We start from the raw sequence: 26,894 nt of genomic DNA, 5'->3' as shown, positions 1-26,894 counted from the left end.
TTCAATTCAAAAACGTACTATAAGTATTCTTAATTTCTTGCTAGAAGGATTTTCGTTTGGTAATCAAAGGTAGTTTTGAACCTGAATTCAGGCTTCTATCTCAGGAATGATTGTAATTAGGTATGATTTAAATAGGTAGTTTGACTAGACCTTGATAAAAGCGGTTTATGTCAGGGAATGCAGTAATTCGCTCGGACACAAGAGTAGGGTTACTGTTGATGGATTTTCACTGCTCTGAAGTTCCCCTAATTAAAAATTCCTTTCCGAAGAAATAAAGGCTCGAAAAATTTTTAGTTTCGAAGCTGATAAATAGATAAATCAGGGGTAGCAAAGGGCATTCTTCGTTAAGTAGCTAGGGTTCAAGTTTGATGAAATTACTCGGCAGAAGCCTCGAAATCAATGCCCCCTCTGATTCCAGCGCGATCGCGATGTTTCGCCAGCTTGAAACGGGGTATCCTCGTCCACAGTTACAGCGAGCTAACTGGCTCAACCTCAATGGAGCCTGGAAATTTGCCTTCAATAATGAAAGCAACTGGGTCCAGCCCACCGATGTCGCCGAGTGGACCCACACAATTGAAGTTCCCTTCGCGCCAGAATCACAACGCAGTGGTATCGGTGACACAGGGTTTCATCCCAACTGCTGGTACGAGCGCGACTTTGAATTAAGCCCAACTCAAAGCGCTCATCCTGCTCGTGTGTTGCTACATTTTGGTGCGGTTGATTACCACGCTCGCGTTTGGGTCAACGGTCAGTTCATTGGAGAACACGAAGGGGGGCACACTTCCTTCAGTTTTGATATCACCCCAGCTTTGCGCCCTGAAGGCCCTCAGCGAGTCACCGTTTGGGCACAAGATGACCCCCAAGACCTCGCCAAGCCCAGAGGTAAGCAAGATTGGTTGCTAGAGGCTCACAGCATTTGGTATCCCCGTACCAGTGGCATTTGGCAGACTGTCTGGATCGAGACGGTACCAGAAACCTACTTAGAAAAGATTCGCTGGACTCCTCACTTTGAGCGCTGGGAAATTGGGTTTGAAGCGCTGATTGCTGGCAACACCTGCGATGATTTGCGCCTCAGTGTCCGGTTGACAGTAGATAGCCGCTTACTCGTGAACGATGTTTACGAAGTGATCAATGGTGAAATTCATCGGCGGATTGCCCTGTCTGACCCTGGCATTGATGATTACCGCAACGCTCTACTTTGGAGCCCCGAAAAACCAACTCTGATTGATGCTCAGGTACAGCTCTGGCGTCACGGTGAGTTGTTAGATGAAGTCAAGTCCTACACGGCGATGCGGACTGTCTCAATTCAGCGCGATCGCTTTATGCTCAACGGGCATCCTTACTATCTCCGTCTGGTGCTAGATCAGGGCTACTGGACTGATACACTCATGACGCCGCCCTCCGATGAAGCATTGCGTCAAGACATTGAGCTGACCAAGCTCATGGGCTTTAACGGCGTCCGCAAGCACCAAAAAGTTGAAGATCCTCGCTTCCTTTACTGGGCCGATGCGATGGGCTTACTAGTTTGGGAAGAAATGCCTAGTGCCTATCGCTTTACGCCCAAAGCTGTGGAGCGGATCACTAAAGAGTGGACAGAAGTGATTGAGCGGGATGCTAGCCACCCTTGCATTGTGGCTTGGGTTCCTTTCAACGAATCTTGGGGTGTGCCTAACCTCACTGAAACTCGGGCGCATCAGCACTATGTCCAGGCACTTTATTACTTGACCAAAACCTTAGACCCCAGTCGCCCGGTGATTGGCAATGATGGCTGGGAAAGCACTACCACTGATATTCTGGCGATTCACGATTACGACAACAACCCGCAAAGATTAGCCAAGCGCTATGGCCCAGAAATCAAGATTTCTGATTTGCTGCACAATCAGCGACCCGGAGGACGTGTCTTAACGCTGGACTGCTATCCTCATCAAGGCCAGCCGATTATGCTGACCGAGTTTGGTGGCATTGCTTATACCCGTCCCGCTGATACGGAAGCTTACAAAGCTTGGGGTTATGCCCGCTCATCAGACACCTCGGAACTGCAACAGCAATACAGCGCTTTGCTTTCAACTGTGAATCGGGTTCAGATGTTTAGTGGCTTCTGCTATACCCAGTTGACAGATACATTCCAGGAAGCCAATGGTCTTCTGTACGCCGATCGCACACCGAAGTTTCCGCTAGAGGCGATCGCATCTGCAACTCTAGGTAGGGACAATCCAGAAGTGGAGAGATCTATACTGCCACCATCAGTTACAACCCCGTGGTCCAGTGCAGAAAATGTACCTCCAGGAACTCCTCAAGCCGGATGGTCGCAAGCTCACCCTGTACAGCAGATGCCCCATTGCAGCGGGCATCCAGGCTCCCAGTCCTGGTAACGAGCCGATTCAGGCAAATCCTCACCTCCGTTGGCATCCGTTGCGGGGTGAGTGGGTGGCTTATGCCAGCCATCGCCAGGGGCGAACTTTTATGCCACCCCCTGAGTACAACCCACTCGCCCCCACAACAAATCCTGAATTCCCCACAGAACTTCCGCAAGGCCAGTACGACATTGCGGTGTTTGAAAATCGTTTTCCATCACTGGCAGTCCAGGCCCACGATCCACCGCATCTTATTGTGGATACCCTGCCTGCTAATGGCGCTTGTGAAGTGGTGGTCTTTACCCAAGACCCCAGTAAATCACTTTCTAATTTAGAACTAGATCACCTCGATTTGCTGCTGCAAGTTTGGGGCGATCGCACACGAGCTTTGGGCGATCAAGCTCAAATTCAATACGTGCTCCCCTTCGAGAATAAAGGGGTTGAAGTTGGCGTGACGCTGCACCACCCACACGGGCAGATCTACGCTTATCCTTTTGTGCCCCCGGTGCCCGCTCGGATGCTAGAACAGCAGCAAGCTTATTACCAGCAGCATCAGCGGGGCCTCCTACAAGATTTAATTCAGCAAGAGATTACCGACGATCAGCGGATTCTTTATCGAGACGAGTGGGCGATCGCCTTTGTGCCGATCTGTGCCCGCTATCCCTATGAGGTGTGGGTGGCTCCAATTCAACCTGTGCCGACTTTGGGCGAGCTGACTCAGGAACAACGGAGAAGTTTAGCGAAGGCGCTGAAGACCGTTACTCTAAAATTCGACGGTTTGTGGAATCGACCTTTTCCTTACTTAATGGCTTGGTACCAAGCTCCCACTGACGGTCAACCCCACCCAGAATCGCATCTACACGCGGAGTTTTATCCTCCTTACCGCACTGCTGATCGGCTTAAATATCTGGCGGGTACAGAACTGGCGGCTGGGATGTTTGCCAATGATGCCCTTCCAGAGGAAAAGGCTAAAGATCTCCAAGCCGTGGTGGTGAATTTGGCAGAGTCAGCCTACGCCTAGACTGACAGTGTTGGGTAATTTGCCTTAGTCCTGCCAAGGGCTGATGTTGTAGATGCAAGTTGCAGCTATCTCAGTAATTAAAGAACCTCAATAACCCATCAACCATGGTCATGCAACCAGGAACGGAAATTTCTGAGAAGCTTACGAGCATTCGAGATACTTTAGAGGAAACTGGAGCGGCTGGAGTTCGCTTACGTGGCACGGATTGGTTTGCTTGGGCAACGGGAGGTGCGTCTAACACCGTGTTGTTAGCGGCTGAGTCTGGGGTGGCCGAAGTTTTGGTGACTCCCGATGGGGCTTGGGTGCTCACGGATGAAATTGAAGCCCAGCGTTTTCGAGATGAGGAGTTAACAGGCGATCGCGGTGAATTTTATCAGTTACAGGTCAACCCTTGGTCAGAATCGACCAAGCGCGAAGCTTTTGTAGCGGAGGTGACTGGAGAGGGGAAAGTTCTGAGCGATCGGCCTGTGAGTCTATTGCCTCATAACCCTGAAGTGCTTTTACCTACTGCTTTGGTGCAGCAGAAACGCACTCTTCTACCTAGTGAACTCGATCGCTACCGTCAAGTAGGACGTTTAGCTAGCGAAGCGATGACCGAGGCACTTACTCAAGCCAAACCTGACTGGACTGAACACCAACTGGCAGGAGTAGGAGCCGCCGCCCTATGGAAGCGAGGGTTACATCCCGCTCTAACTTTGGCTGCTGGAGAACGCCGTCTGCCGCTCTATCGCCATCCTACTGCTAGCGCCGCACCGATTGGTCAAGTGGCAATGATGGTCTTTTGTGCTCGTGGTTTTGGACTCTATGCCAACCTGACTCGGTTTATTTGCTTCGGTTCTCTAGCAGCCGAGCAAAAGGAAGTGCATCGGCAGGTTCGAGAGATTGAGGCGGCTGCTTTAGAGCAGTGCCGTAGAGGTACGCCCCTCAATCAGGTTTATACCAGCTTGCAACAGGCTTACGAACAGCAAGGGTATCCTCAAGCGATTTACGAGCATCATCAAGGGGGAACGACGGGTTATCTGGCGCGTGAGGTGGTGGCTAATCCATCTACCACTGATTGTCTCATGGCCAATATGGCGATCGCTTGGAATCCCAGTCTGCGGGGAGCCAAAATTGAAGATACTTTTGTGCTGCACCCAGATGGCAGTTTAGAGGATCTTACCTTTGACCCGAACTGGCCTAGTGTTGAGGTAGAAGGGCGATCGCGACCTGTTCCGTTAGAACTTTAAATTCTCAACTATAAGCTTTCATATGGACTTTCAACAGATCTTTAATGCTGTGCCCAAAGTTGAAGCGAGTGCGCCGGGACGAGTTAACCTGCTGGGCGAACATACCGACTACAACGATGGCTTTGTATTGCCAACCGCTATCCCGCAAAAAACCACTGTTTATCTTGGCCTGAGCCCTGACGATCAACATCACTTCTATTCGCAGGAGCTAGAAGAACAGATCGATGTGAAAGCCTCAGACTCTATTCCAGAGAGCTTTGCGAGTTATATCTTTGGCTGCATTGGTGTACTGGAGAAACAGGAAATCACGGTACCACCGCTCAATGTCTATGTCACCTCGTCTGTGCCAATGGGGTCAGGACTTTCGAGCAGTGCAGCTTTAGAAGTGGCGATGTTGCGGGGCTTGCGATCGCTGCTAGAGCTTGATCTTGATGATGTTCGCATTGCTCAACTAGGACAGAAAGCCGAGCGACAGTATGCAGGTGAGCAGTGCGGCATTATGGATCAGATGGCCTCTAGTCTCGCGGATACAGATCATCTCCTGTTTCTGGATACTCGCACCCTCGATCGCCAACTTCTCCCTTTTCCATCAGGGGCCGAGATTTTAGTGATCGACAGTGGTATCCCTCGCACCTTGGCAGGTAGTGGCTATAACCAACGTCGAGCAGAATGCGAAGAAGCGGCGAAACAGTTGGGAGTTAAGGCACTGAGGGATATCAGTGATGTCGAGGCGATCGCCCATCTCCCTGAACTCCTCAAGCGGCGATCGCGTCATGTGATTACAGAGGATAACCGAGTGCTAGAAGCTCGGGAGGGTGTATCAGCCGAGCGCTTTGGCGAACTGATGAACGATTCCCACGCGAGCTTAAGGGATGACTACGAAGTTTCGATCGCAGGGTTAGATCATCTAGTTGAAATTTTGCAGAAAACCCCTGGTGTATTTGGTGCCAGGCTGACAGGAGCAGGGTTTGGGGGCGCTTGTGTTGCCTTGACGGTGGCAGGGAAAGCTGGGGCGATCGCGCAACAAGTTTTGGAACAATATAATCGCGCAGAACAAATAGGTCGTGTTTTAGTTCCCTAGCCTGAATGGCTCTCAATCATTACATTAAGAATGGTACAAGGGCTTTCTTTAAGGCAAGCAGTGTGATAGTGAATACAGCATCCTGTAAAAGAGATCCTATCTTTGTCTAGACGACATTTGGGGAGGAGTACAGCATACTTTATAACAACAGCATTCGTGGTGTGAGGTGTATCGCTGATGAGAGCCTATGGATGATTGCCAACCCAGACTATTAAGATCAATCGTTTGATCAAATCTTTTAGTAAGAACTCAGAACTACAAACATAAATAAGTTGGTAAAACATTATGCAGCTCCAAATTGAACCGAATAAGTTTCCCTCCAAAAGCAGTCTTTGTCAGCTCTGCGGGCAATCGTTTGCCATGAAAGAAGCGCAAGTGATTGTCTGTAACGAACAAGGCAAGAGTCAAGGCCAGGTTTGTTCAAGTTGTATTGGCAGGGGATTTAACTGGATTCAGCAACAATTTGAACTGCTACAGTAAGCTTCAAATACAGAACTTTAACTTTTTCAGAACAGTATCCCAACTTAACTGAATACCATGCCGTTCAGCATGATGTTTACTCGGTTGGCGAATTCACATCCTACAATTTCCCTTTAGATCCTTTCAAATTAGGATTTAAGGGGAAATTGCTATGTGGATTGACTTAAGCCATTGCCACGCTTTTCCAAAGTTTGGATCCTTTGAAAATAGCTGTAAGCTAGTCGGTGAAAAGAGATCAGTCGTGGAGCCGAGAAAAATGGTAGAAGCAACAACCACAATCACTGGATTCCACGCTCACATCTACTATGGTCCTAAAACTCGTGATGTTGCAGCGCGGGTACGGGAGGGACTGGCTGCTTTTGAGGTGCGTTTGGGACGGTGGCACGATCGCCCGATTGGCCCTCATCCTCAAGCGATGTACCAGATAGCTTTCCTACCCGATCAGTTCGTAAGGGTTGTTCCTTGGCTGATGCTACATCGCGAGGGGTTGGATGTTTTGGTGCATCCGGAGACAGGCGATGATGTCTTGGACCACACAAACCATGCTCTATGGCTAGGCAATAAATTAGAACTGAATATTGAAATTCTGCGTCAAACTAGCAGCGCCTAAGCGCAGCCTCCAACTTCTAGATTGCTCAATTCCTGTAAAAACATAATTTCTATAGAAGCAACCGCTACCTTTGATCTACCTTTGGATAGGCGACTATAGCTTAATGGGCCAAAAACCTCAGTGTTTACATTGAATTATTAATTAAATAATCGCTTGGCGCTACACATTTGGTTAGTCAACTGTATTTAGACAGAGAATCCAATCAATTAAATTTATCAACTCAAGAACTATATATATTTGCTTCTATCTTCTTTAGAAACTAGCTTATAAATATAAACAATTCAGTATGACAAGTTGCTATGGATACACATCCTATCGCTAATGAGATTGATTGGAATCCGATTCTGCTACGCTTGCAAATGAAGGAATCACGGCCTACACCAGCTTACCCAGGAGATTTGAAGGCGGCATTACTGAATCACGCAGGTCTCTTTAATCACCCCAAGGGTGAAGCAGCATACCAAATGGCAGTAGAAATTGCTCGGCTTACGACCTGCTGCGATCCAGAAGTCGTTTATTGGTTCTCACGCATTGTATCGTTGATGGATGCTTAGGCAGTTAGCCTAACTGGTGACCCCATCTGTGTCTCATCAAGTTTAGAGATACAGATAGGGCAACGCTTACGATGATTGATGCCTCGTCTCAGGCTTGCTGATTAACGATAGGCGAGTTAATCAGGCCACAGCAGCGAATTCAGCTTTGACAGCGACGTAGGCCCAGTCAAGCCAGGGTAGGAGAGCTTCGATGTCGGAAGTTTCTACCGTGGCTCCGCCCCAGATCCGCAGTCCTGGAGGTGCAGCCCGATAGGGAGCAACATCATAAGCAACACCTTGCTTTTCTAAAGTTTTCGCCCATTTCTTGGCAAAAGTCGCTTGGTCTTCCGCACTGAGATTTGTGAACCAAGGGTCAGCTACTTTTAGGCAGATCGAGGTGCAAGAGCGAGTTTCTGGTTTTTCAGCCAAGAAGTCTACCCAATCGCGTTGCTCTACCCAACGAGCGATCGCGCTGAGGTTGGCTTCACTGCGCTGAATCAAACCAGATAAGCCACCCACACTCTCGACCCAATTCAAACTGTCGATCGCGTCTTCCACGCACAACATTGAAGGTGTGTTGATGGTGTCACCTTTGAAGATGCCTTCAATCAATTTACCTTTTTGGCTGAGCCGGAAAATTTTCGGGATTGGCCAGGTGGGTTGATAGCTTTCCAGGCGCTCGACAGCACGAGGAGAAAGAACAATTACGCCATGTTGGGCTTCACCACCCAAGACTTTCTGCCAGGAGTAAGTCAGGACATCGATTTTGTCCCAGGGGATGTCCATTGCGAATACTGCGGAGGTGGCATCGCAAATGGTCAAGCCTTGGCGATCGCTGGGAATCCAGTCACCGTTGGGCACTCTCACGCCTGAGGTGGTACCGTTCCAGAGGAACACTACATCGTGGCTAAAATCCACTTGGCCCAAGTCGGGCAGACTGCCGTAGGGAGCTTTGATTAGGTTGACATTTGGTAATTTCAGTTCATCTAAAACATCTTTTACCCATTCCTGACCAAAACTTTCCCACGCTAAAATATCGACAGGGCGCGGTCCTAGTAGTGACCATAGGGCCATTTCGACTGCACCTGTGTCGGAAGCAGGCACAATGCCCAACCGATAATCTGCGGGAACGCCCAAGATTTTTTTCGAGCGATCGATGACTTCTGCGAGTTTAGCTTTGCCGTCAGCAGAGCGATGGGAGCGACCCACACAAGCATTTTGCAAATTGGTCACACTCCAGCCAGGGCGCTTGGCACAAGGACCAGAGGAAAAATTGGGGGAGTTGGGTTTGGTGGTTGGAGGAGTAGGATGTTCTGACATGGGTGCTGAATGCAGCATTCATTAGGGTAGGTAGTCATTATATATATTTCTTTTGCACCTCCAACATCCGGTGTTGCACTGGCTTAGTCAAATCACAAAAACTTCTGACCTTCTACACTAGAAATCAGTGTTCAGTGAGGGGGATATAGGCTCAGTCATGAAAGAAATTACGCGGCGTCAGTTTATTACGACTGCTGCCTTGGCAACTGGCTTTGCCTTAGCAGTAGAACCTATTTCGGCCAAAGTTATTCGGACAGACGGCAAGGGATTGATTGCGGGTGCCGTAAAAATTCCGGTCAAAGACGGCAACATTCCCGCTTACAGAGCGATGCCTGCTAAAGGCCAAAATTTTCCTGTCGTTTTGGTAATCCAAGAAATCTTTGGCGTGCATGAGCATATTCAAGATGTCTGCCGTCGCTTTGCTCAGTTGGGATATGTGGCGATCGCTCCGGAATTATTTGTGCGGCAAGGCAATGTGCTGAAGCTAAGCAGTGTGGACGAGATCCGTAAGGTAGTGGCAAAAGTGCCAGATGCTCAAGTGCTGTCTGATCTCGATGCCACGGTGAATTGGGCAGTGAAGTCGGCTAAGGGCAATGGTAAGCGTTTGGGGATTACAGGCTTTTGCTGGGGCGGGCGCATGACTTGGCTGTATGCCGCACATAATCCGCAAGTGAAAGCAGGCGTGGCTTGGTATGGCCGCTTAGTCGGCGATCGCAGCCCTCTTACACCCAGACATGCGGTTGATATTGCGCCCCAACTGAAGACCCCAGTTTTAGGACTTTATGGTGGAGAGGATACAGGAATTTCTCTAGAGACAGTGGAGGAGATGCGCGATCGCCTGAAATTGGGTCGCAGCAAATCCCAAATCATTGTCTATCCTGATGCACCTCATGCCTTTTTTGCCGATTATCGCCCCTCTTATCGCGATAGAGACGCGGAGGATGGCTGGAAACGGCTTCAGGCTTGGTTTAAGCGATATGGTGTGTAATTTTCCCGAGCAATATTAGGAGACAGCATCATGATTGAGCTTTATTACTGGACGACTCCAAACGGACACAAAATCACTTTGTTTCTAGAGGAAACAAATCTGCCCTATGAGTTGGTACCGATTAACATTGGTGCAGGCGATCAGTTCAAGCCCGAATTTCTCCAGATTGCTCCCAACAACCGGATTCCCGCGATCGTCGATCGTGAACCTGTGGGAGGTGGTGATCCGATTTCTGTGTTTGAGTCTGGAGCCATCCTGCTGTATTTAGCAGAAAAAACTGGCCAGTTCCTTCCTGCCGATCTCCGAGGTCGGGTTGAGACCTTACAGTGGTTGTTTTGGCAAATGGGCGGGCTAGGGCCAATGGCAGGGCAGAACCACCACTTTAACCAATATGCGCCAGAGAAAATTCCCTATGCGATTAATCGCTATGTAAATGAAACTGCTCGTTTGTACGCGGTGTTAAACAAGCAGTTGAGCGATCGCGAATTTGTTGCAGGAGAATATTCGATCGCGGATATGGCGATTTATCCCTGGATCGTGCCCTACGAAATGCAAGGCCAAAAGCTGGAAGATTTTCCGCAGGTGCAACGCTGGTTTGAAGCGATTAAAGCGCGCCCAGCTACGATCCGAGCCTATGAAAAAGCGGCAGCTTTCAAAGACCAAGCACTCAATATTGAGCGATCGCGGGATCTATTGTTTAATCAGTCTGCCAATACAGTGCAATAGATTTTCTAGCCTGTGATCCCATAATCTTCATCTCCGCTCTTTAGACAGAGGGTTGCTTAGATAGCAGTCGTTACTCTGCTTATGGGGCGGTCGTTTTTTATGACTTTAGATTCAAACGGTCAAGCTGGTTCAATTTACTCTTCACATCTAGGTTTAAGCGCCATGAAAGGACTCAACTACTTTAATAAAGCTACTACTCTTGTGGGAGCAGCAGCCCTCACATCACTGATCGGTTTTCCAGTGCTGGCGCAGATGACTCCTCAGCCTAGCACCCCAGCTAATCGGCCTGCTCAAAGCACAACAAATCAACAACGGGGCGCTGCGACTGCACCCACCGCTTTAGACCGCGAATTTGTCCTGATGGCAGCTCGCGGGAATAATGCTGAGATTCAAACCTCTCAACTAGCCTTGCAAAAGTCATCTAATCAGATGGTGAGAACCTACGCGCAGCAGATGATCCGGGAGCATACTCAGGCAAACCAACGCCTGTCTCAAGTGGCAGCCCAACATCGGATCACGCTACCCACTGATCCTGGCCCCCTTAATGCGGCGATCGCCCAGCAACTGGCTCAGCTCTCTGACGCAAACTTCGATCGCGCCTATATGGGCACCCAAGAAAATCTGCACATGCAAGCGATCGCTTTGTACCGGACAGAAATTCAGCAAGGAAAAGCGGCTGATGTGAAACAGTATGCCTCAGCCCTGCTGCCCAACATCAACAATCACTATCAAATGGCCAGTCGTGCCATGACTGCAAATAGCCCGGGAAACACAGGACGACCTCTCCAGTAATCGACCCACCTACTTTTAACTGGGAGAAGCTGAGGAATGCCTTGGCTTCTCGTTTTTGTGTCACCTGATCTCGCTGTGTCATAGAGGCTTCCAACCAACTTTGCAATCCCGCAGACCCTTTCATTCCCTAGACAGAACGCGACAGTTCTAGAGCAAGCTCTTTAGCCAGAGGTCGGCAATCTTTTCGCTGCTTAGGATGAATGTAATCGTTAGCAGTTCGTCTGCGGGTAGGGCTTCAGCCATGCTAGAAAAATCGATCGCCGAACTAGCTGATGCAGTACGCCAATGCGCCCACCCTCTCACAGGTTCTCCTTCAGATTATGACCCGTTGATGGATCTAGTTGGGAATGCTCGGTTTGTCTTAATTGGCGAGGCGACACATGGCACCCATGAGTTCTATGAGCAGCGGGCTGAAATTACCAAGCGGTTGATTCAAGAAAAAAGCTTTGCAGCAGTTGCAGTAGAAGCTGACTGGCCTGATGCTTACCGAGTTAACCGCTTTGTCCAAGGCGCGAGTGAGGATGCCACCAGTAACGAAGCACTGGGTAACTTTCATCGCTTCCCGACTTGGATGTGGCGAAATACAGACGTGCTGAATTTCGTTAACTGGCTGCATCAATATAATGCAGCTTCGCCGCCAGAAAGAACTAAAGTTGGTTTCTATGGTCTCGATCTTTACAGCCTCTACAGTTCCATCGAAGCAGTACTGAAGTATCTTGACCAAATTGACCCAGAAGCAGGGCAGCGAGCGCGTTCTCGCTATGCTTGTTTCGAGCATTTCGAGGAGGATTCTCAGAGTTACGGATATGCGACTAGCTCTGGCATGGCAGAATCTTGTGAAGGTGGAGCGGTAGATCAACTTCTAGAGTTGCAAAGACAGGCGAGTGAGTATACGCGAAGAGATGGCCCCTTAGCAGAGGATGAATTCTTCTATGCGGAGCAGAATGCTCGACTGGTCAAGAATGCCGAGGAGTACTACCGCTCTATGTTCCGAGGGAGAGTGTCTTCTTGGAATTTGCGCGATCGCCATATGGCAGAAACGCTTGATCACTTATCGGCCCATCTAGAAAAACAGCAGCAACCCGCCAAGATCGTGGTTTGGGCACATAACTCTCATTTAGGCGATGCTAGAGCTACCGATATGGGGGAATCGGGTGAATGGAATGTCGGTCAACTGGTGAGAGAGCGTTACGGTGAAGATGCCGTGTTGGTTGGCTTCAGCACATATACTGGCACCGTCACAGCAGCGACCGATTGGGATGGCCCTGCTGAACTCAAGCAAGTGCGACCTGCACTGCCCAATAGCTACGAAGCGCTCTTCCACAAAACTGGACTACCCCGCTTTTGGTTGAATCTCCGCCAAGATAATCCGGCGATCGCTCAGCTACGAAAACCCCGCTTAGAGAGGGCAATCGGCGTGATTTACCGTCCTCACTCCGAGCGGCTAAGCCACTATTTCCACACCCAGTTACCCAGCCAGTTTGATGCCATCATTCATATTGATGACACCAGTGCGGTTGAACCGCTAGACCGCGATGAGCCTGTCGAGGATAATGAATTGCCCGACACTTATCCCTCAGCGCTCTAGTTCTAACCTTGACTTTGGAGAGCTTGCAGCTTGGCTCGAACTGTTTCAATTCGTTTGCGGTTCACACCTAAATCCGATTTGCCCAAGCGAGAGGCCGATCGCACGTGAATCACTTGCTGAACTTCATCCAGGTAAAATTCCACATCATCCACATACCCCATCAAAGCGCTTTTGAATTCTGCGTACAAGTAGTTAGGCCTTTCCGTAACAATGGTTGTACGCTCTAGATTTTGGATCACCGTTTTGAGGTCAGCGATCGCTTGGGTTGCTGTAGAGGTGTAGGTCAAAGGGGCAATCTGACAAGTTGGGCTTGTACTTTGGCTATTGACACAGTTGGGGGTATTTGGGCAGGGTGCTAAGCTACCATTTTGAACGCCAAGATTAGTGGGCCGTTTGCCAGCAAACACAGTTCTTCCTCCAATGCATTAACCAAGACCTTTGTGAGCTTACCATCCCTAGCCCTTGCCTCTGCTAAACTTCCCAACAGGTACCCATGATTTGCGCATAATTTGATGGAGGAGATTTGGTTATGGCTGATCCATTAACCCCTAGTATTAGCGATCGCATTTGCAAACATATGAACGAAGACCATGCCGAGGCGATCGTGCTTTACGCCAAAGCCTATGCTGGAGCGACCAGTGCCACTGCGGCGGAAATGGTTTCGATTGATGCCCAAGGAATGAACTTGATGGCTCAGGTTGAGGGAGCGGCAACCCCACTTCGAGTTGAGTTTGATCACGAACTGCAAGATTCGGAGGATGCTCACCAAACTTTGATTGCCATGGTGAGACAAGCTCGGACCCAGCCCCAGTAGCACGTCCGCCAGCCACCGCAGTCCTAAGCTGCAACACATTAAGATTGAAGAGAAGACTTTAGTACAGATGTACGTTTATGGTTCAGTATACGCTAGCGCAAAGCCCTGAAATTATTCTGACTGTCTCTGGCAAAGATTCTGCTAAAGCCCGTGAAAAGGCAATGGATCAGCTGATGGAGCTGATGGATTCAGGCAAGTTACCGACCGATTTGGCAGAAGGATTTGGCCCTCAACAATTTATTGAAGTGAAAGAACCAAGCTCAACGGTCTCTGCCGACGAAGATGCTGTCACCCAGGCAGTACAAATTCTCAGCAACTTGGCGACGCTCAAGCTGAAGGTGCAAGAATTGCGTTCTGAAGCAGTCAAAGTGCGAGAGCAGGTCGATATTCTGTTCACAGATGAGTCGGTGAGCGAGGAGGCGATCGCCAACCTCAAAGAAGGCTTCAAAACCTTGAAGACTTTTGCTCAAACCAACCTCCGTTACCGAGAAGCTAGAGCCCAAGCAGAAGAGGCGCGGACTGTACTGGACCAAGCACTCCAATCGCCGGACTCTAAAGCTTCACCGGACCCTAAAGCAGATAAACCAAGTGACGCCAAAGCGAGTGACAAAACTACTGACACCAAGGCCGAGAAATCTGGCAAATAGTGTGCTCAGATTGTTCCCTGCGCTTTAGCCGCTCCGGGTAGTTGCCACCAAGCTAGCTGCGGATACTCATGGTGCTCCTCGTGATAGCCAAAGTGATAGCAGGTAATGAAAGACCAGAAAACTGGAAGGGGGTTACTTTGAGCCCGATGGTGATTTTTGTATCCTCCTTCTGGTTCTCGGTGCGGCAGGTAGGTGCCAAAGAAAAACAGTTGTACCGAGCTGGAGATCGAAGGAATGACCCAGAACAGCGTCATGTTTTCTGCTGGCAAAGCCAGCGTTAAGCGAATGGTGTGAAAGAGCGCAATTAACGCTAATATTCTGACCCAGCTCCAGTGGGATTTCATGAACTGAAAGTACCAAGCAAAAAAATTCTGGTGCTTGCCATTGTGAGAGTCTGGGTCTCGTTCGCTCACTGGATGCTGATGGTGTTGCCAATGTTTTTGCTTTAGCTTCTCGAAAGAAAACAGGGCATAGCAAGATAAAGCGATCGCTCCCATCCCATCATTAATCTTGGAGTTTTTGGGATAGACCGCTCCATGCATCGCATCATGCGCGACGATGAATAACCCTGTGTAGAGAAACATTTGCCAAACCATCAGCGGCAGTTTCCACAACAAGGGCCACGCGGAGATATCTAAGCTCAACAAGCAAGCTAAACTCGTCGCCCAAAGGCTTAACATGCCTATTGCAGTGATCAGGCTACGGTTTGCTTCTTTCGCGGGGTCAGCGATCGTTACCTCTTCTTTTAATGGGACAGCGGGTGGGGATACTTGCTCAGAGGAAATCAAATCTTCAGCTCCAGATAACGATTGACTTAAGTAGGCAGATACAAAGCTAAGCAGCCACCGCTCAGCGTAGGTAAACAATTTCTATGAAGAATATTTACTTTAATCCCGTCTGCCTCCTAAACCAAGGTTTTCTGGCAGAACTAATGCAAAAAGTGGAGTTGGATGTGTCGATTTTCCAACTTAACCATTCCAAGACTCTAGATGAATAGGACATTGGGCCATAGCAAAACCTTGTGGTCAGACTGGCAACTTAAGCTGAGTTAAGGCCACCAGTCTAACGACAAGGTTGGATGCTTATGACTTATTCAATGATTAACAGTCAGTTACTAACGAGCCAGTTACTAACGAGCCAGTGACTAACGAGCGATGTACTGGGGTAAGAAGTGAAGCACGTCACGCAATACACTGTAACCGTTCAAATCCCACAACAGATATGCCAAGAAACCAATCATGGCTAGACGACCGTTCCATAGCTCGGCTTGGGGATTCCAACCAAACAAAAAGGCGTTCCGATCTTTGCCGTTATAAGCGTTAGCAACAGTGGGTAGATCAGCAGAAGGACGAGATTCCATATTTACATTCCTCAACGAACTTGTTAACAAACTTGTTATGTCCCTATAGTATCGAGTTGCCTCTAAGCCGCAGTCTGCCTAGGGTGCGAAACTATAGGCCCTCCTTCTGACCGATGTAAAGAAACTTTAAGCTAAAACGGCTCTAACTAAAGATGAGTACAGGCCAGTACAAGCCCAAACTCTACAATTCGACAGAGGCTGAGTCGGCAAGGGCAGGTGCGTTAAAATGGCTCAACTTTAAGGATTGGGGTTTAAGAATCGAGGGCTGATTTAGCCAAGATTTACTTTGCTGCACGCGATCGCTTGAGAGAGCCATGACAGAAAACACCACCGCAGAAGCTCAACGGCTAGAAGCAACTCGTCAAAGACAGGCGCATTGGCGCAGATGGGGGCCGTATCTCAGCGATCGCCAGTGGGGAACTGTGCGGGAAGACTATAGCGCTAGCGGGGCAGCCTGGGACTATTTCACCCATGACCAAGCGCGATCGCGGGCTTACCGTTGGGGAGAAGATGGCATCGCAGGCATTTCGGATAATCATCAACGGCTTTGTTTTGCGATCGCCCTCTGGAATGGCAATGCCGCAATTCTCAAAGAACGGCTGTTTGGCTTGACTGGGAAAGAAGGCAATCACGGTGAGGACGTTAAAGAATACTATTTCTACCTCGACAACACGCCGACGCACTCTTACATGAAATGCCTCTATAAATATCCACACCAGGCATTTCCTTACGAGCAATTGGTGGCCGAGAATGCTTGTCGAGGTCGCGATCAATTAGAGTTTGAGCTCTTGGAGACAGGCATTTTTGACGAAGAACGCTATTTTGATGTCTTGGTTGAATATGCTAAAGCGGCTCCAGAAGACATTCTGATTCGCATCACCATTACGAATCGCGGGCCAGAAGCTCAAACCTTACGTTTATTGCCGACGCTGTGGTTTCGTAACACTTGGTCTTGGAGTTGGGAAGGGAGGGACAAGCTTGCTTGTCCCTCCCTTCCCAACTCCGACAAGCCCTTACTGTCTAAAGCGAAATCTAAGGACAAGGACAATTACAGCGTCATTGCCGCCTCCCATTCCAGCTTGGGTGACTACTGGTTGTATTGCGACCCACCGACAGAGCTGCTATTTACCGAAAATGAAACCAATACAGAGCGTGTCTTTGGGACGCCTAACGTTTCGGCTTATCTCAAGGATGGCATCAACAACTATGTAGTTCAGGGTGAGCAAACTGCTGTCAATCCTGAATTGGTTGGCACCAAAGCCGCAGCACACTATATCTTGCAGGTACAGGCAGGCAAGACGCAAACTATTCAACTCAGATTAAATCAAGTGGCTCCAGCGCTTGTCACCGCTTCTCCCTTGGGAGCTGAGTTTGAGCGGGTTTTTAGCGATCGCCAGCGGGAAGCCAATGAATTTTACCAACGGGTTTGCTGTTTCACGCGATCGCCCGATTTGCAAAACATCCAGCGTCAAGCTTTTGCGGGCCTATTGTGGAGCAAGCAGTTTTACTACTACGTGGTAGATGAATGGTTGAAAAACGCGCCTGCTGAGCCATCCGTATCCCCGGAGCGGCTGAAAGGGAGAAATTCTGAGTGGATTCATTTATTTAATGATGACATTCTCTCGATGCCCGACAAGTGGGAGTATCCCTGGTTTGCGGCTTGGGATCTGGCCTTTCATGTGATTCCCATTGCCATGATTGATCCAGAACTGGCTAAATACCAGCTGGATCGCCTGACGCGAGAATGGTACATGCATCCCAATGGCCAACTGCCTGCTTATGAATGGGCGTTTGGGGATGTGAACCCTCCTGTTCATGCGTGGGCAGCGTGGCGAATCTACAAGATTGAACAGAAACTATACGGTCGGGCCGATAGTGTTTTTTTGGAGCGGGTATTCCAAAAGCTATTGCTCAACTTTACTTGGTGGGTGAACCGCAAAGATGCAGCGGGCAATAATGTTTTTCAAGGCGGCTTTCTAGGTCTGGATAATATCGGTGTGTTCGATCGCAGTTCCGAACTGCCTACCGGAGGTCGCATTGACCAATCCGATGGCACCAGTTGGATGGGCATGTATAGCTTGCATATGCTAGCGATCGCCTTAGAGCTATCAAAATCCAATCCCATTTACGAAGATATTGCCAGTAAGTTCTTTGAGCACTTCCTCTATATTGCGGAGGCTATGAACCGCATGGGCCGAGAAGAAGCCTCCCTCTGGGATGAGGCAGATGGCTTCTATTATGATGTGCTGCATTTTCCAGATGGACATCAAGTGCGCTTAAAAGTTCGCTCCGTTGTCGGCCTGATTCCTCTCTTTGCGGTAGAGCCGATCGAAGCAGAGCTTCTAGAACAATTTCCTGGCTTTTGGAAGCGCACAGAATGCTTCATTCGTAATCGTCCCGATCTGACTCAGAACATTGCTTGTATGAAACGCCAAGGGGTAGGCGATCGCAGGCTTTTGGCGATCGTTTATCGCGATAAACTGCGGCGGATTCTAGAGAAAATGCTAGACGAAAAGGAATTCCTCAGTCCCTATGGCATTCGGGCTCTGTCCCGTTATCACGCCGAGCATCCTTACATTTTTGAAGCGCAAGGTCAGGAACACCGCGTTGATTATGAGCCAGCGGAATCCACTAGTGCCTTGTTTGGGGGCAATTCTAACTGGCGTGGCCCGATTTGGTTTCCCATCAACTTCTTGCTAATCGAATCGCTGCAAAAGTTTCATCATTACTTAGGTGATGACTTTAAAGTGGAATGCCCGACAGGTTCTGGGCAATGGATGAACTTGTGGGAAGTCGCCAGCGAAATCTCCCAACGACTCATAAAGATTTTTACCCAAGATGCCGCCGGTCGTCGTCCCGTCTATGGAGACACAGAAAAATTTCAAACCCACCCACACTGGCAAGATTTGATTTTGTTCTACGAATACTTCCACGGCGACAATGGTGCTGGAATCGGTGCGAGTCACCAAACTGGCTGGACTGCTTTGATCGCTAAATTAATCCAGCAGGTGGAGGAGCACGAAGATAGGGCATAGCCTTCAAGCTAGAGGTGGTTCCTGCAACTCCGCCCGATACTCAGGCTTGAGCAATAAGCTCCACTGAGGATTGTAAGGATGCACTTTGGTCGTAGGCTGCTCGGCTTGCCAGAGCGGTCGCGCTTCGTTGGCCCACTGAAAAATGCTTCCTTCCAAGTCATAAACCTGCGTGAAGCCTGCTTGCGCCAACTGAGCCGCAACTTTTGCACTGCGATACCCGATCGAGCAGTAGACAACTAGGGGCGTATCCTGATCAATCTGGCCTAGAGCAGCGAAGTCAGGCGCGATCGGATCGATTTGCTGAGCAGTTGCCAAATGGCTGACAGCATACTCAGTTTTAGTTCGAGCATCTAATAGGAGCGGTTGCAATCGGACAGGATTGCTGAGCCATTGAGCGAGTTCTGCGGTCGTGATCCACCGAACCTGCGGAAATTGCATTGCAATCAAGCGCCTGATTAGCTTGAAGATGAGCGATCGCCCCATGCCCATGATTTAGATTCTGGCCTCTGGCAACACCAGCATGGCATCCCCAAATGAATAGAAACGATACTGTTCCGCGATCGCCTCTTGGTACAACGCCATCAAGCGCGGACGACTTACCAACGCACTCACCAGCATCAGCAAACTGGAGCAAGGCAAATGGAAATTGGTAATTAATCCCTCCACCACACGCCATTGATAACCAGGGTAAATAAATAGATTCACCTTGCCTTGGTAGGGCTGCAATTCACCAAACTGGTTGCCATTTTTCTCAGTTTGCTGCGCCACTCCTTCCAAAGTGCGGACGACCGTCGTACCCACAGCAATCACGCGCCCCCCTTGGGCTTTGGTCTGCTGAATTTTGGCGACTGTCTCGGCTGGAACTTCTACCCACTCACTATGCATGGCATGCTGGGTAATATCCTCCGCTTCGACGGGCCGAAAGGTGCCGACTCCCACATGTAAGGTAACGAAGGCTTGGTCAATGCCTTGAGCTTGTAACTTAGCCAACAACTCAGGGGTAAAGTGCAAGCCTGCGGTTGGGGCTGCCACAGCTCCAGGTTGCGCAGCATAAACCGTTTGGTAGCGTTCTGGCTCTGCTTCGGATTGGGTAATGTAGGGTGGCAAAGGTACTTGGCCGAGTTCCTGTAGTCGCGTCTGCAATAACTCCCCATCGGGCACCTCGAACTGCAAAATCCTCCCTCCCGTGGGCGCATCCGTCGCTAAGACCGTGGCTTTTAAGCTCGGTGGCTCAGTTGGGTCTGGACCAAACTCAATTGCCGCTCCGGGTTTCAGCCGCCGACCGGGTTTGACTAGAGCCAGCCAGCAATTAGGTTGGGGTTGGGGTTCTAGGAGCAAAACTTCGATCGCGGCACCCCCTGGCTTACGACCGTACAACCTGGCGGGAATCACACGGGTATTGTTGAGCACTAGTAAATCTCCCGATCGGAGGAGATCTGGCAAGTCCCGAAAGATGCGGTGGCTATGCTGAGTTGGGGAGTCGAGGACGAGCAACCGTGCCTGATCCCTTGGCTCTACGGGGTTTTGAGCAATCCTTTCTTCTGGTAGCTCGTAGTCATAGGCGCTCAGTAATTGGTCGGAGGTAGGCTCGGACGCGATCGCCGGAGTGACAGGCTGATCTGAGGAACTGAAATCGTGAGGTTTGGCCGTGAAGTTCATACCAGCGTAGGGCTGCGACAAGCAATGAAGTGCAAAACTTATAACAACATTGGGTGGAACCCCCCATAGGAGGTCGGGGGCTTCTCCCCTATTGGCTTCAGCAAATCCCCGTAAGAATAGAAATGTAGCATTCGCTGGGTCCGAAGAAACATGGAATATCTCTACTACCTTGGCAATGCCAGCCTCACCCTAAGAGTCGTCGAACACCTACATGGCACCACGCTAATGCCTGTTCGATTCATGACTGTAATTCATCAGATTGATGGCTGGGTCGTCAAGGTCAAGATGAATCGCTACTTGAGCCCCCAAGAAGATGGAGATTTCCGAGCTTTCTTGAATGAGCTAGGCATTCCTTACGAGCCAGAAATTCGTATTCAGATGGCTTTGTGGAGCCTGGAAACGGGTCAGTCTGCCATTGATGTGATGCGGCGCTATCAAGTAGCGGTGGTTTCTCACGGTAGCCCCGATCGCGGTGAAATTGAAGAATTCCGTAAGCAGTTTGTTCTAGGACTGGGCTATTGTCCTGAGACGCTAGCTTAGGCTGCAACGCTTGGCAAATTCTGGCTGGTTATCATCTTCCAGCAAGTGTTGAAGTAGCCTGACAACGGCAAATTAAGTGAAAGCTGCTTGGATATAATCTTTTAAGCTTAGTTGATAACCTCCGATCGCAATAGGCTGCCCTTGGGCGATCGCTGCTTGATTCTGGTTAATCACATAATTCATTGCTAACATCGCAGCCTGAACTTGATCGACACCAAGCTTTTCAGGTTGCGATCGCGCTTTTGAGGCAGGTTGCACTGCTACTAGGGCCACATCGAAGCGGCAAGGTAGTTCTGCAAGTTCTGGATAATTGGACAAAAATAATTCTGCTGTCTGCCAAAGTTTGGCTTGCTTTTGGGCCGTGATCGCTAGCAAGCCGTCCGCATCCCAATTGTTGCCGCTACGAGTTTTAACTTCCACAAATACAAGCGTGGCTGAGGGCGATCGCATCTGGTTAGGTGCTATAGGTCTAGGTGCTATAGCCCTAGGTACTATGGGCTGTTGGGCAATCAGGTCAATTTCGCCCCAACGACAATGCCAGCGTTGATGTAGCAGTCCCCAACCTTGAGCTTGCAACCATTCTGAAATAAAGGCTTCTCCTAGCAACCCGATTTCGCTCTTAGATTGAGACGGGCTGCGCGATCGCGAGGGTTCAGGCTTGCCAGAATTCATGCATTTTACTCAGATTTCCTCGCAGGACGAAATAGTCAGACTTTAACCTTCGTTACGAGTCTAGTGCTTTTTCCCCAAGGAGACCGACAGCTTCGGGTAGGATCAGGGATGGGACCGCTCAGGTCAGTCTAGGCTGCGCTTAGCGCTAGCCTATAGATTGATGTGGCTCCCAGACTCACTGATTCGTCACAGTCACTTAGTAAAGTACGCGAGATGGACAGAAGGTACGGTTTCCCATTGATTCAGCAGCCAATTCAGAAACCAGTGAAAACAGCCTGGTATCAACGCCTAGCCACTGCTTGTTTCAGCTTATGCTGGATGACTCTGGCGGGGTTGCTGGTTTGGGGGGCGATCGCGACTCCTGCTTTGGCTGAGGACTATAACAAAGCTTTCTTGGTGGGGGCCGACTTTTCAGGCCGTGTTTTAATAGACTCCAGCTTTACTAAGGCCAATATGCGCGGCATCAATCTCAGTCAGAGTGATTTGCGCGGAGTGAGCTTTTTTGGGGCTAATCTGGAAGCTGCCAATTTGGCAGGGGCAAACCTCAGCAACGCCACGCTAGATACGGCTCGCCTGTCCGACGCAAATTTAACCAATGCGATTCTGGAAGGAGCCTTTGCCTTCAACGCCAAGTTTGAAGGAGCCGTGATTGACGGCGCAGACTTCACCGACGTGGAGTTCCGACAAGATGCCCAAACTTTGCTCTGCAAGGTGGCGAAGGGCACTAACCCAGCGACAGGACGCAACACCCGCGACACGCTCTATTGCGACTAACCCAACTGCGGCACTTCTAGTAGATCGGCTGGGGTGATGCAGCGCTGGCGATCGAGTTCTTGCAGATAGCGTCGTTCGTCGTAAAACAGCTTTTGAAATCGCAAGGCTTCGGCATCGAAGGCCGCATCTAGGCTTTGTTCTAGAGAATCTAAGATTTGTAATTGATTAGGGTCAGCCAAGATCGCTTGCGTGGCTTCTTCCCACATCTTCAGCAAATGACGGCAGCGTTTCTCGCACATGATCCGCTCTAGGCTAGCAGTGGCAGTGCGAATCGCTAGACTCGGACGGAGAATATCTAACTTTGCTGTCTCATCGAGTTGCAGAATGTGCAGAACTCGCTTAATTTCCTCTGGCGACTCAGTGCAGCGGTCTTGCAGGGCCGTGAGTAAGTCAACTTCTGTGGGCTCTTCCCAACTGGCGTAAGACTGAGGCAGTTCGGCCTGAGGCGCTTGATTTTCTGTTTCTTCAATGTCTAGGATCTGCCGCCACAGAAAGCGGTGATGAGACAAGCTAAACTCCAGCTCACGCTCTTTGAGGGCGTTGTGCACTTCTGGACGATGAGCGGGGCAATGAACGTAGATACGGAGCAGTTGGGCTTCTGCTGCTTCTCGCAAGCTGTAATCGGTGGGTTTTTCCCATTTTTGCGATCGCCCGTGCCAACGCTGCCCCCGAACTTGGGTGCGGAGGTTTTCTTCCAGTTGCAGCGCAAACCTAGCATCGCCTTGGCTCAAAAACCCCGCACACTGATGAATATAGTGGGTTCGTAAAGGGGTATTGGGTAAATTGCCCAGGAGCTTGACGATCGCCTGAATCGACTGCTGAAACTGGTCAGCTTGCTTCAAGTCTTGGCCGAGGAGTGCTTGCTGAATCTGCCAATCTAACCAGAGGGGCGCTCTTTCCAGCAGGCTGAGGTAATGCTCTGAAGAGTGTGTGTGCAAGAACTCATCTGGGTCTTTGCCTTCTGGGATATTCAGCACTCGCAACTGCACCTGACCTTGATAAGCTAAGTCAGCCACTTCCCCGATCGCCCGTTCTGCCGCTTTCACCCCCGCCGCATCGGCGTCAAAGTTGAACACAACTTGCTTTGACTCGCTATAGCGCAGTAATTGTTTGACTTGGGCCACACTCAAGGCAGTACCCAAGGAGGCTACGGCATTGGTAATCCCGGCGGCATGCAGGGCAATTACGTCAAAATAACCTTCTACGACCACTGCTTGGTCTTGCTTGGCGATCGCGGCGCGGGCCTTGTCTAACCCAAACAGAGTTTTGCCTTTGTCAAACAGGTCGGTGTCGGGGGAGTTGAGGTACTTAGGTTGCTCATCGCTCAGGGTGCGGCCCCCAAACCCAATCACACGACCTTGAATATCCAGAATCGGGATCATCAAGCGATCGCGGAAACGGTCGTAGTAACCACCCCCAGATTTGCGCGGCAAAATCAACCCAGCTTGGTCTACCAACTCCACTGGGTAGTGTTTCTGTTCCACCAAATAGCCATACAGCGTTTCCCAACCCGCTGGAGCGTAACCGAGTTGAAACTGCTGAATCGTTTCTTGGCTCAGGTGCCGAGAGTTTTGTAGGTAATCTAAAGCGACTTTTCCTTGGGGTTGTCGCAGTGCGTGCTCGTAAAATTTGGCCGTCAGCGACAAAATCTCATACAACTGCTCCCGCACCGAAAGCTGCCGTTGCAATTCTTGGCGCTGTTCTGGAGCTAAGGTTTTGACATTGACTTGGTAGCGGCGAGCCAGATCCAACACGACATCACTGAAGGAGTTTTTACCCAACTCCATCAGAAACTTGATCGTGTTGCCGCCTGCTCCACAGCTAAAGCAGTAGTAAAACTGCTTGCTGGGACTGACGCTGAAGCTCGGAGACTTGTCATCGTGGAACGGGCAGAGCCCGACAAAGTCTTTGCCCTGTTTCCGCAGCACGACATGCTCAGAAACTATATCGACAATGTCAGCTTTTTGCTTGACTTGCTCAATAGTGTCAGGATGCAGCCGAGGAATGTCCATTGACGCTGTGCCGAAAAGTAGAACTCACTTACTATTGTCACCGCTCTCTCAGTTTCAGCCAAGCCGTTGTGCTTTGAGAAAAGCCGTGCTGTGACTTCATTTGCCTAAACCCGTTGGTACAAAAGGCTGAAGTTCGAGTATTATCACGGTGATCTCGCCTGGAAGCTGTATTCTGGCTTTGGGTTGGGCATAATCAATTCGTTAAGGGTAATTTCATTTATTTAGAGTCATGGGTAGAGGGCCATTCTAGAGGTCAAGCTACAGCAGTTTTATTAAACAAAAACTAAATATCAATAATTTTTAGCTCTAGAGGAAACAGCGCAGATGGGACGAATCTTTATTTCGGCAGGTCATGGTGGAAACGAGAACGGCAGAATCGATCCAGGCGCGATCGCAGGCGGCACCACAGAAGCCAGAGAATTGATTCTGCTGCGGGATTTGATCGTTGCCGAACTGCGATCGCGGGCGTTTGAAGTTTTGGCCGTACCCGATGACCTCAGCCTAGCGGGGACGATCGCCTGGATCAACAGTCGCGGGCGCGTGGGTGACGTAGCCCTAGAAATTCACGCTGATGCTTTTTCTGACCCCTCTGTGCGGGGAGCCAGTGTTTTCTATATTGCCAATAACGACGAGCGCAAAGCTCACTCGGAGCTGTTGTTGCTGGCACTGCTGCGTCGGGTGCCCCAACTGCCGAGCCGAGGAGCTAGACCCGACACTGCTACCGGAGTGGGTAGCCTAGCTTTTTGTCGCCAAATCATTCCTGCTTCTCTGTTAATGGAAGTGGGTTTCTTGACCAATCCAGACGATCGCTTTTTGATTCAAAACCGTCGCCGCGATATTGCCTTAGGTTTGGCTGATGGTTTAGCAGCCTGGAGCCGAGCGGTAAGTGGGACAACTCCTACGCCCACCCCCACACCAACCCCTACTCCTACGCCAACCCCCACGCCCACACCTTTACCCACGGGCACCTATACTCCCGCCAACATCAATATTAATGGCTCTATTTATGGTGAGCAGGGCATTGTGGTCAATGGCAATGCTTACATTCCAATCGACTTGGCCGATCGCCTGCGGGTGGATTTGACCAAAGCCCCTAATATCCGCCGGATCAACTACCGCAACATTGTCTATATCCGAGCGGTCGATCTGCGGGAGGTTAATATTTCTGTGGGTTGGGATAGCGTCAGCCGGACAGTGATTTTGCGATCGATCCTTTCAATTTGTCCCGGTCAACTCGATCGCATCATTAGCAACGGCAACACATCGGAAGTCCAGCTAATGATGTTCCTCAAATCTAACAATGAGAATGCTTTAGCTCAGTTTCCCGACTTACCGAAGCTGTACCGAGAAGAAGCCAGCGTGGAAGGCGTAAATTATGATATTGCTTTCTGCCAAATGTGTGTGGAGACTGGCTTTCTACGCTTTGGTAGTGAAATCAAACCTTCGCAGAACAACTTTGCTGGCTTGGGAACAGTTGGTGGTGCTGAGGTAGGTGCATCTTTCCCCAGCGCTCGCATTGGAGTTCGGGCGCATGTGCAGCACCTCAAAGCCTATGCCAGCACCGAGCCTTTAGTTCAGGATGTGGTTGACCCGCGCTTCCGCTTTGTCACTCGCGGTATTGCCCCTTTGGTGGATCAACTGAGTGGTCGCTGGACTGCTGACTTACAATACGGCACTAAAATTACCGCTACCCTAAGAAGGCTCTACGAAACCGCTGGCTTACTGTAAGGCTCGTTGGATTTAGAGTTGCGATCGCGCTCAACTGTTTCTAACTCAAGATATCGACTTTGCAACACTCGAGACTGAGCGGCCAATACCTGAGATTGAGTTCGCAACCTTTGAAACTGTGCTTTTAGCGCTAGAGATCGGGCTTTAAGGCGGTCGTGGTCATCCTTAAATGCGATCGCTTGTTTGGATAAAGGGTAGGTGTTATCTGTGCCAGAAATACGAGGTTGCGGAGATGGACATCTCCGCAACCTTCCCAGATCCCTAGAGCTACCATCTCGGTCATAAATTAGTTGAAGCAACTTGGCCAAAGCCTCTCTGATAGGCTCATCCTCATTGAAAATTTTTTTCGCGATCGCTCGATTATCGGAGACTTGATCGGAGTTTAAGGCCTGACATAGTTCTTGATTCGTACGTTGCAATTCCTGATAGCAGGATTTCAACTCCTTAGCCTGGCTCCACAACTGCTGATACAGAGCCTTCTTTTGTGCTTTCAGTTGTGTTGCTTCTGCTTCTATCTGCTTGACCTTTTCCTCAGTTTGTTGAATAAAAAGGTTTAGATAGTCCTCAAAGTTGGACTCTCTACTATTTAAAAACTCATCTTGCAGCTGCTGAATTTGGGCTTTTAGTTCCCTCACCGCCATTAAAATGTCAACTTGGATTTGGCCCTTAGTGGGTTGTGTTTGGTTATCCATACTTCTAGCGATCGGTAGATTTAAACTAGCAAAAGAATACTGATGCTCACAAATTTAGAACTCATTACAAAAACTTGATTCGTCCTTTTGGGCGAATCAAGTTTTTGTGTTTATGGCTACCAGCATTTTCTACTTAGTAGCTGAACTCTTCAGACGAGTTGAAATATTTTTAGTTGATTCCACTAAAATCACACCTACTGTCCCGCTGGATATTGGTTAACAAACTGATCAAAGGTCAA

The 26,894-nt window shown here is 49.6% G+C and carries 27 protein-coding genes; 18 read left to right on the top strand and 9 right to left on the bottom strand.

The annotated features are described in order from the left end of the window. Nucleotides 1–368: 368 nt before the first annotated feature. The 7 genes from NDA01_RS16615 to NDA01_RS16585 all read left to right on the top strand — a co-directional run bounded on the left by NDA01_RS16615 (nt 369) and on the right by NDA01_RS16585 (nt 7,329). Complete coding sequence (locus tag NDA01_RS16615; RefSeq protein ID WP_190441653.1) at nt 369–2,372, top strand: glycoside hydrolase family 2 protein; 2,004 nt, start codon at nt 369–371, stop codon at nt 2,370–2,372. Beyond that, complete coding sequence (galT, locus tag NDA01_RS16610) at nt 2,275–3,375, top strand: galactose-1-phosphate uridylyltransferase (protein ID WP_348228807.1); 1,101 nt, start codon at nt 2,275–2,277, stop codon at nt 3,373–3,375. The genes NDA01_RS16615 and galT overlap by 98 nt, the downstream gene beginning before the upstream one ends. A 104-nt stretch (nt 3,376–3,479) precedes the next feature. Further along, complete coding sequence (locus NDA01_RS16605; RefSeq protein WP_348228806.1) at nt 3,480–4,604, top strand: M24 family metallopeptidase; 1,125 nt, start codon at nt 3,480–3,482, stop codon at nt 4,602–4,604. Nucleotides 4,605–4,626: 22 nt separating this feature from the next. Next, nucleotides 4,627–5,685 carry a galactokinase gene (galK, locus tag NDA01_RS16600; RefSeq protein ID WP_348228805.1) on the top strand — a complete coding sequence of 353 codons (1,059 nt, stop codon included), beginning with the start codon at nt 4,627–4,629 and terminating at the stop codon, nt 5,683–5,685. A gap of 285 nt (nt 5,686–5,970) precedes the next feature. After that, on the top strand, nt 5,971–6,165 hold the full coding sequence (locus NDA01_RS16595; RefSeq protein WP_190441661.1) for a hypothetical protein: 195 nt from the start codon (nt 5,971–5,973) through the stop codon (nt 6,163–6,165). A 256-nt stretch (nt 6,166–6,421) separates the two neighbouring features. Further along, nucleotides 6,422–6,775: a DOPA 4,5-dioxygenase family protein gene (locus tag NDA01_RS16590; RefSeq protein WP_190441663.1), complete on the top strand. Its 354-nt coding sequence runs from the start codon at nt 6,422–6,424 to the stop codon at nt 6,773–6,775. A gap of 299 nt (nt 6,776–7,074) precedes the next feature. Further along, entirely contained in the window at nt 7,075–7,329 is a 255-nt protein-coding gene (locus NDA01_RS16585; protein WP_190441665.1) for a hypothetical protein, read from the top strand. A 120-nt stretch (nt 7,330–7,449) separates the two neighbouring features. Here the strand turns inward: NDA01_RS16585 and NDA01_RS16580 are convergent, their stop codons facing one another. Next, a complete protein-coding gene (locus tag NDA01_RS16580) occupies nt 7,450–8,628 on the bottom strand; it encodes a phosphoserine transaminase (RefSeq protein WP_348228804.1) in 1,179 nt (392 codons plus the stop codon). Between the two features lie 157 nt (nt 8,629–8,785). Here NDA01_RS16580 and NDA01_RS16575 point away from each other — a divergent pair, with 157 nt between their 5' ends. The 4 genes from NDA01_RS16575 to NDA01_RS16560 all read left to right on the top strand — a co-directional run bounded on the left by NDA01_RS16575 (nt 8,786) and on the right by NDA01_RS16560 (nt 12,722). Beyond that, entirely contained in the window at nt 8,786–9,616 is an 831-nt protein-coding gene (locus tag NDA01_RS16575; protein WP_348228803.1) for a dienelactone hydrolase family protein, read from the top strand. Between the two features lie 30 nt (nt 9,617–9,646). Further along, the gene (locus NDA01_RS16570) at nt 9,647–10,342 is read left to right on the top strand and encodes a glutathione S-transferase N-terminal domain-containing protein (RefSeq protein WP_348228802.1); all 696 of its coding nucleotides are present in this window, start codon (nt 9,647–9,649) and stop codon (nt 10,340–10,342) included. Between the two features lie 99 nt (nt 10,343–10,441). Next, nucleotides 10,442–11,134, top strand: a complete 693-nt coding sequence (locus NDA01_RS16565) for a DUF4142 domain-containing protein (RefSeq protein ID WP_348228801.1) — start codon at nt 10,442–10,444, stop codon at nt 11,132–11,134. Between the two features lie 196 nt (nt 11,135–11,330). Continuing rightward, nucleotides 11,331–12,722, top strand: a complete 1,392-nt coding sequence (locus NDA01_RS16560; protein WP_431193426.1) for an erythromycin esterase family protein — start codon at nt 11,331–11,333, stop codon at nt 12,720–12,722. A gap of 2 nt (nt 12,723–12,724) precedes the next feature. Here NDA01_RS16560 and NDA01_RS16555 read toward each other — a convergent pair whose 3' ends face one another. Further along, the gene (locus NDA01_RS16555; protein ID WP_190441677.1) at nt 12,725–13,129 is read right to left on the bottom strand and encodes a DUF1499 domain-containing protein; all 405 of its coding nucleotides are present in this window, start codon (nt 13,127–13,129) and stop codon (nt 12,725–12,727) included. A gap of 122 nt (nt 13,130–13,251) precedes the next feature. Here NDA01_RS16555 and NDA01_RS16550 point away from each other — a divergent pair, with 122 nt between their 5' ends. Next, nucleotides 13,252–13,536 carry a DUF2470 domain-containing protein gene (locus tag NDA01_RS16550; protein WP_190554786.1) on the top strand — a complete coding sequence of 95 codons (285 nt, stop codon included), beginning with the start codon at nt 13,252–13,254 and terminating at the stop codon, nt 13,534–13,536. A gap of 77 nt (nt 13,537–13,613) precedes the next feature. Further along, nucleotides 13,614–14,183: a hypothetical protein gene (locus NDA01_RS16545; protein WP_348228800.1), complete on the top strand. Its 570-nt coding sequence runs from the start codon at nt 13,614–13,616 to the stop codon at nt 14,181–14,183. 5 nt (nt 14,184–14,188) lie between these two features. Here NDA01_RS16545 and crtW read toward each other — a convergent pair whose 3' ends face one another. Beyond that, nucleotides 14,189–14,971 carry a beta-carotene ketolase CrtW gene (gene crtW, locus NDA01_RS16540; protein ID WP_348228799.1) on the bottom strand — a complete coding sequence of 261 codons (783 nt, stop codon included), beginning with the start codon at nt 14,969–14,971 and terminating at the stop codon, nt 14,189–14,191. Between the two features lie 83 nt (nt 14,972–15,054). Between crtW and NDA01_RS16535 the strand changes: the two genes are divergently transcribed. Beyond that, a complete protein-coding gene (locus NDA01_RS16535; protein WP_255525062.1) occupies nt 15,055–15,180 on the top strand; it encodes a hypothetical protein in 126 nt (41 codons plus the stop codon). Nucleotides 15,181–15,327: 147 nt separating this feature from the next. On the opposite strand, the gene NDA01_RS16530 is transcribed toward NDA01_RS16535, so the two are convergent. Then, complete coding sequence (locus tag NDA01_RS16530; protein WP_190441681.1) at nt 15,328–15,543, bottom strand: chlorophyll a/b-binding protein; 216 nt, start codon at nt 15,541–15,543, stop codon at nt 15,328–15,330. A 314-nt stretch (nt 15,544–15,857) separates the two neighbouring features. On the opposite strand from NDA01_RS16530, the gene NDA01_RS16525 reads away from it, so the two are divergent. After that, on the top strand, nt 15,858–18,578 hold the full coding sequence (locus NDA01_RS16525; RefSeq protein ID WP_348228798.1) for an MGH1-like glycoside hydrolase domain-containing protein: 2,721 nt from the start codon (nt 15,858–15,860) through the stop codon (nt 18,576–18,578). Nucleotides 18,579–18,581: 3 nt separating this feature from the next. On the opposite strand, the gene NDA01_RS16520 is transcribed toward NDA01_RS16525, so the two are convergent. Both NDA01_RS16520 and queA read right to left on the bottom strand, forming a co-directional pair. Then, the gene (locus tag NDA01_RS16520; protein ID WP_348228797.1) at nt 18,582–19,016 is read right to left on the bottom strand and encodes a rhodanese-like domain-containing protein; all 435 of its coding nucleotides are present in this window, start codon (nt 19,014–19,016) and stop codon (nt 18,582–18,584) included. A gap of 54 nt (nt 19,017–19,070) precedes the next feature. Next, nucleotides 19,071–20,237, bottom strand: a complete 1,167-nt coding sequence (gene queA / locus NDA01_RS16515; protein ID WP_348228796.1) for a tRNA preQ1(34) S-adenosylmethionine ribosyltransferase-isomerase QueA — start codon at nt 20,235–20,237, stop codon at nt 19,071–19,073. A gap of 150 nt (nt 20,238–20,387) precedes the next feature. On the opposite strand from queA, the gene NDA01_RS16510 reads away from it, so the two are divergent. Further along, on the top strand, nt 20,388–20,777 hold the full coding sequence (locus NDA01_RS16510; protein ID WP_190441687.1) for a hypothetical protein: 390 nt from the start codon (nt 20,388–20,390) through the stop codon (nt 20,775–20,777). 72 nt (nt 20,778–20,849) lie between these two features. Here the strand turns inward: NDA01_RS16510 and NDA01_RS16505 are convergent, their stop codons facing one another. Continuing rightward, a complete protein-coding gene (locus NDA01_RS16505; protein ID WP_348228795.1) occupies nt 20,850–21,449 on the bottom strand; it encodes a YraN family protein in 600 nt (199 codons plus the stop codon). A 264-nt stretch (nt 21,450–21,713) separates the two neighbouring features. On the opposite strand from NDA01_RS16505, the gene NDA01_RS16500 reads away from it, so the two are divergent. Continuing rightward, nucleotides 21,714–22,223: a pentapeptide repeat-containing protein gene (locus NDA01_RS16500; protein ID WP_431193425.1), complete on the top strand. Its 510-nt coding sequence runs from the start codon at nt 21,714–21,716 to the stop codon at nt 22,221–22,223. On the opposite strand, the gene dnaG is transcribed toward NDA01_RS16500, so the two are convergent. Beyond that, nucleotides 22,220–24,235 (bottom strand): DNA primase, encoded by a 2,016-nt coding sequence (dnaG, locus tag NDA01_RS16495; protein WP_348228794.1) that lies wholly within the window; start codon nt 24,233–24,235, stop codon nt 22,220–22,222. The two genes, NDA01_RS16500 and dnaG, sit on opposite strands and share 4 nt — an antisense overlap. Before the next feature lie 324 nt (nt 24,236–24,559). On the opposite strand from dnaG, the gene tftA reads away from it, so the two are divergent. Continuing rightward, nucleotides 24,560–25,963 (top strand): hormogonium tapered terminus morphoprotein TftA, encoded by a 1,404-nt coding sequence (tftA, locus tag NDA01_RS16490; RefSeq protein WP_190441692.1) that lies wholly within the window; start codon nt 24,560–24,562, stop codon nt 25,961–25,963. Here the strand turns inward: tftA and NDA01_RS16485 are convergent. Next, nucleotides 25,939–26,655 carry a hypothetical protein gene (locus NDA01_RS16485; RefSeq protein WP_348228793.1) on the bottom strand — a complete coding sequence of 239 codons (717 nt, stop codon included), beginning with the start codon at nt 26,653–26,655 and terminating at the stop codon, nt 25,939–25,941. The genes tftA and NDA01_RS16485 overlap by 25 nt on opposite strands. Nucleotides 26,656–26,894: the final 239 nt, after the last annotated feature.

This window comes from Trichocoleus desertorum AS-A10 (assembly GCF_039962155.1).
Taxonomy (GTDB): Bacteria; Cyanobacteriota; Cyanobacteriia; order FACHB-46; family FACHB-46; genus Trichocoleus.
The sequence above is the reverse complement of the archived record's forward strand: the minus strand, read 5'-3'. Positions and strand labels throughout refer to the sequence as shown.

What these genes read in the sequence shown, in the direction of transcription:
- NDA01_RS16615 (WP_190441653.1), top strand. Translation starts at nt 369, where the DNA reads ATGAAATTACTCGGCAGAAGCCTCGAAATCAATGCCCCCTCTGATTCC.
- galT (WP_348228807.1), top strand. Translation starts at nt 2,275, where the DNA reads ATGTACCTCCAGGAACTCCTCAAGCCGGATGGTCGCAAGCTCACCCTG.
- NDA01_RS16605 (WP_348228806.1), top strand. Translation starts at nt 3,480, where the DNA reads ATGGTCATGCAACCAGGAACGGAAATTTCTGAGAAGCTTACGAGCATT.
- galK (WP_348228805.1), top strand. Translation starts at nt 4,627, where the DNA reads ATGGACTTTCAACAGATCTTTAATGCTGTGCCCAAAGTTGAAGCGAGT.
- NDA01_RS16595 (WP_190441661.1), top strand. Translation starts at nt 5,971, where the DNA reads ATGCAGCTCCAAATTGAACCGAATAAGTTTCCCTCCAAAAGCAGTCTT.
- NDA01_RS16590 (WP_190441663.1), top strand. Translation starts at nt 6,422, where the DNA reads ATGGTAGAAGCAACAACCACAATCACTGGATTCCACGCTCACATCTAC.
- NDA01_RS16585 (WP_190441665.1), top strand. Translation starts at nt 7,075, where the DNA reads ATGGATACACATCCTATCGCTAATGAGATTGATTGGAATCCGATTCTG.
- NDA01_RS16580 (WP_348228804.1), bottom strand. Translation starts at nt 8,628, where the DNA reads ATGTCAGAACATCCTACTCCTCCAACCACCAAACCCAACTCCCCCAAT.
- NDA01_RS16575 (WP_348228803.1), top strand. Translation starts at nt 8,786, where the DNA reads ATGAAAGAAATTACGCGGCGTCAGTTTATTACGACTGCTGCCTTGGCA.
- NDA01_RS16570 (WP_348228802.1), top strand. Translation starts at nt 9,647, where the DNA reads ATGATTGAGCTTTATTACTGGACGACTCCAAACGGACACAAAATCACT.
- NDA01_RS16565 (WP_348228801.1), top strand. Translation starts at nt 10,442, where the DNA reads ATGACTTTAGATTCAAACGGTCAAGCTGGTTCAATTTACTCTTCACAT.
- NDA01_RS16560 (WP_431193426.1), top strand. Translation starts at nt 11,331, where the DNA reads ATGAATGTAATCGTTAGCAGTTCGTCTGCGGGTAGGGCTTCAGCCATG.
- NDA01_RS16550 (WP_190554786.1), top strand. Translation starts at nt 13,252, where the DNA reads ATGGCTGATCCATTAACCCCTAGTATTAGCGATCGCATTTGCAAACAT.
- NDA01_RS16545 (WP_348228800.1), top strand. Translation starts at nt 13,614, where the DNA reads ATGGTTCAGTATACGCTAGCGCAAAGCCCTGAAATTATTCTGACTGTC.
- NDA01_RS16535 (WP_255525062.1), top strand. Translation starts at nt 15,055, where the DNA reads ATGAAGAATATTTACTTTAATCCCGTCTGCCTCCTAAACCAAGGTTTT.
- NDA01_RS16530 (WP_190441681.1), bottom strand. Translation starts at nt 15,543, where the DNA reads ATGGAATCTCGTCCTTCTGCTGATCTACCCACTGTTGCTAACGCTTAT.
- NDA01_RS16525 (WP_348228798.1), top strand. Translation starts at nt 15,858, where the DNA reads ATGACAGAAAACACCACCGCAGAAGCTCAACGGCTAGAAGCAACTCGT.
- NDA01_RS16520 (WP_348228797.1), bottom strand. Translation starts at nt 19,016, where the DNA reads ATGCAATTTCCGCAGGTTCGGTGGATCACGACCGCAGAACTCGCTCAA.
- queA (WP_348228796.1), bottom strand. Translation starts at nt 20,237, where the DNA reads ATGAACTTCACGGCCAAACCTCACGATTTCAGTTCCTCAGATCAGCCT.
- NDA01_RS16510 (WP_190441687.1), top strand. Translation starts at nt 20,388, where the DNA reads ATGGAATATCTCTACTACCTTGGCAATGCCAGCCTCACCCTAAGAGTC.
- NDA01_RS16505 (WP_348228795.1), bottom strand. Translation starts at nt 21,449, where the DNA reads ATGAATTCTGGCAAGCCTGAACCCTCGCGATCGCGCAGCCCGTCTCAA.
- dnaG (WP_348228794.1), bottom strand. Translation starts at nt 24,235, where the DNA reads ATGGACATTCCTCGGCTGCATCCTGACACTATTGAGCAAGTCAAGCAA.
- tftA (WP_190441692.1), top strand. Translation starts at nt 24,560, where the DNA reads ATGGGACGAATCTTTATTTCGGCAGGTCATGGTGGAAACGAGAACGGC.
- NDA01_RS16485 (WP_348228793.1), bottom strand. Translation starts at nt 26,655, where the DNA reads ATGGATAACCAAACACAACCCACTAAGGGCCAAATCCAAGTTGACATT.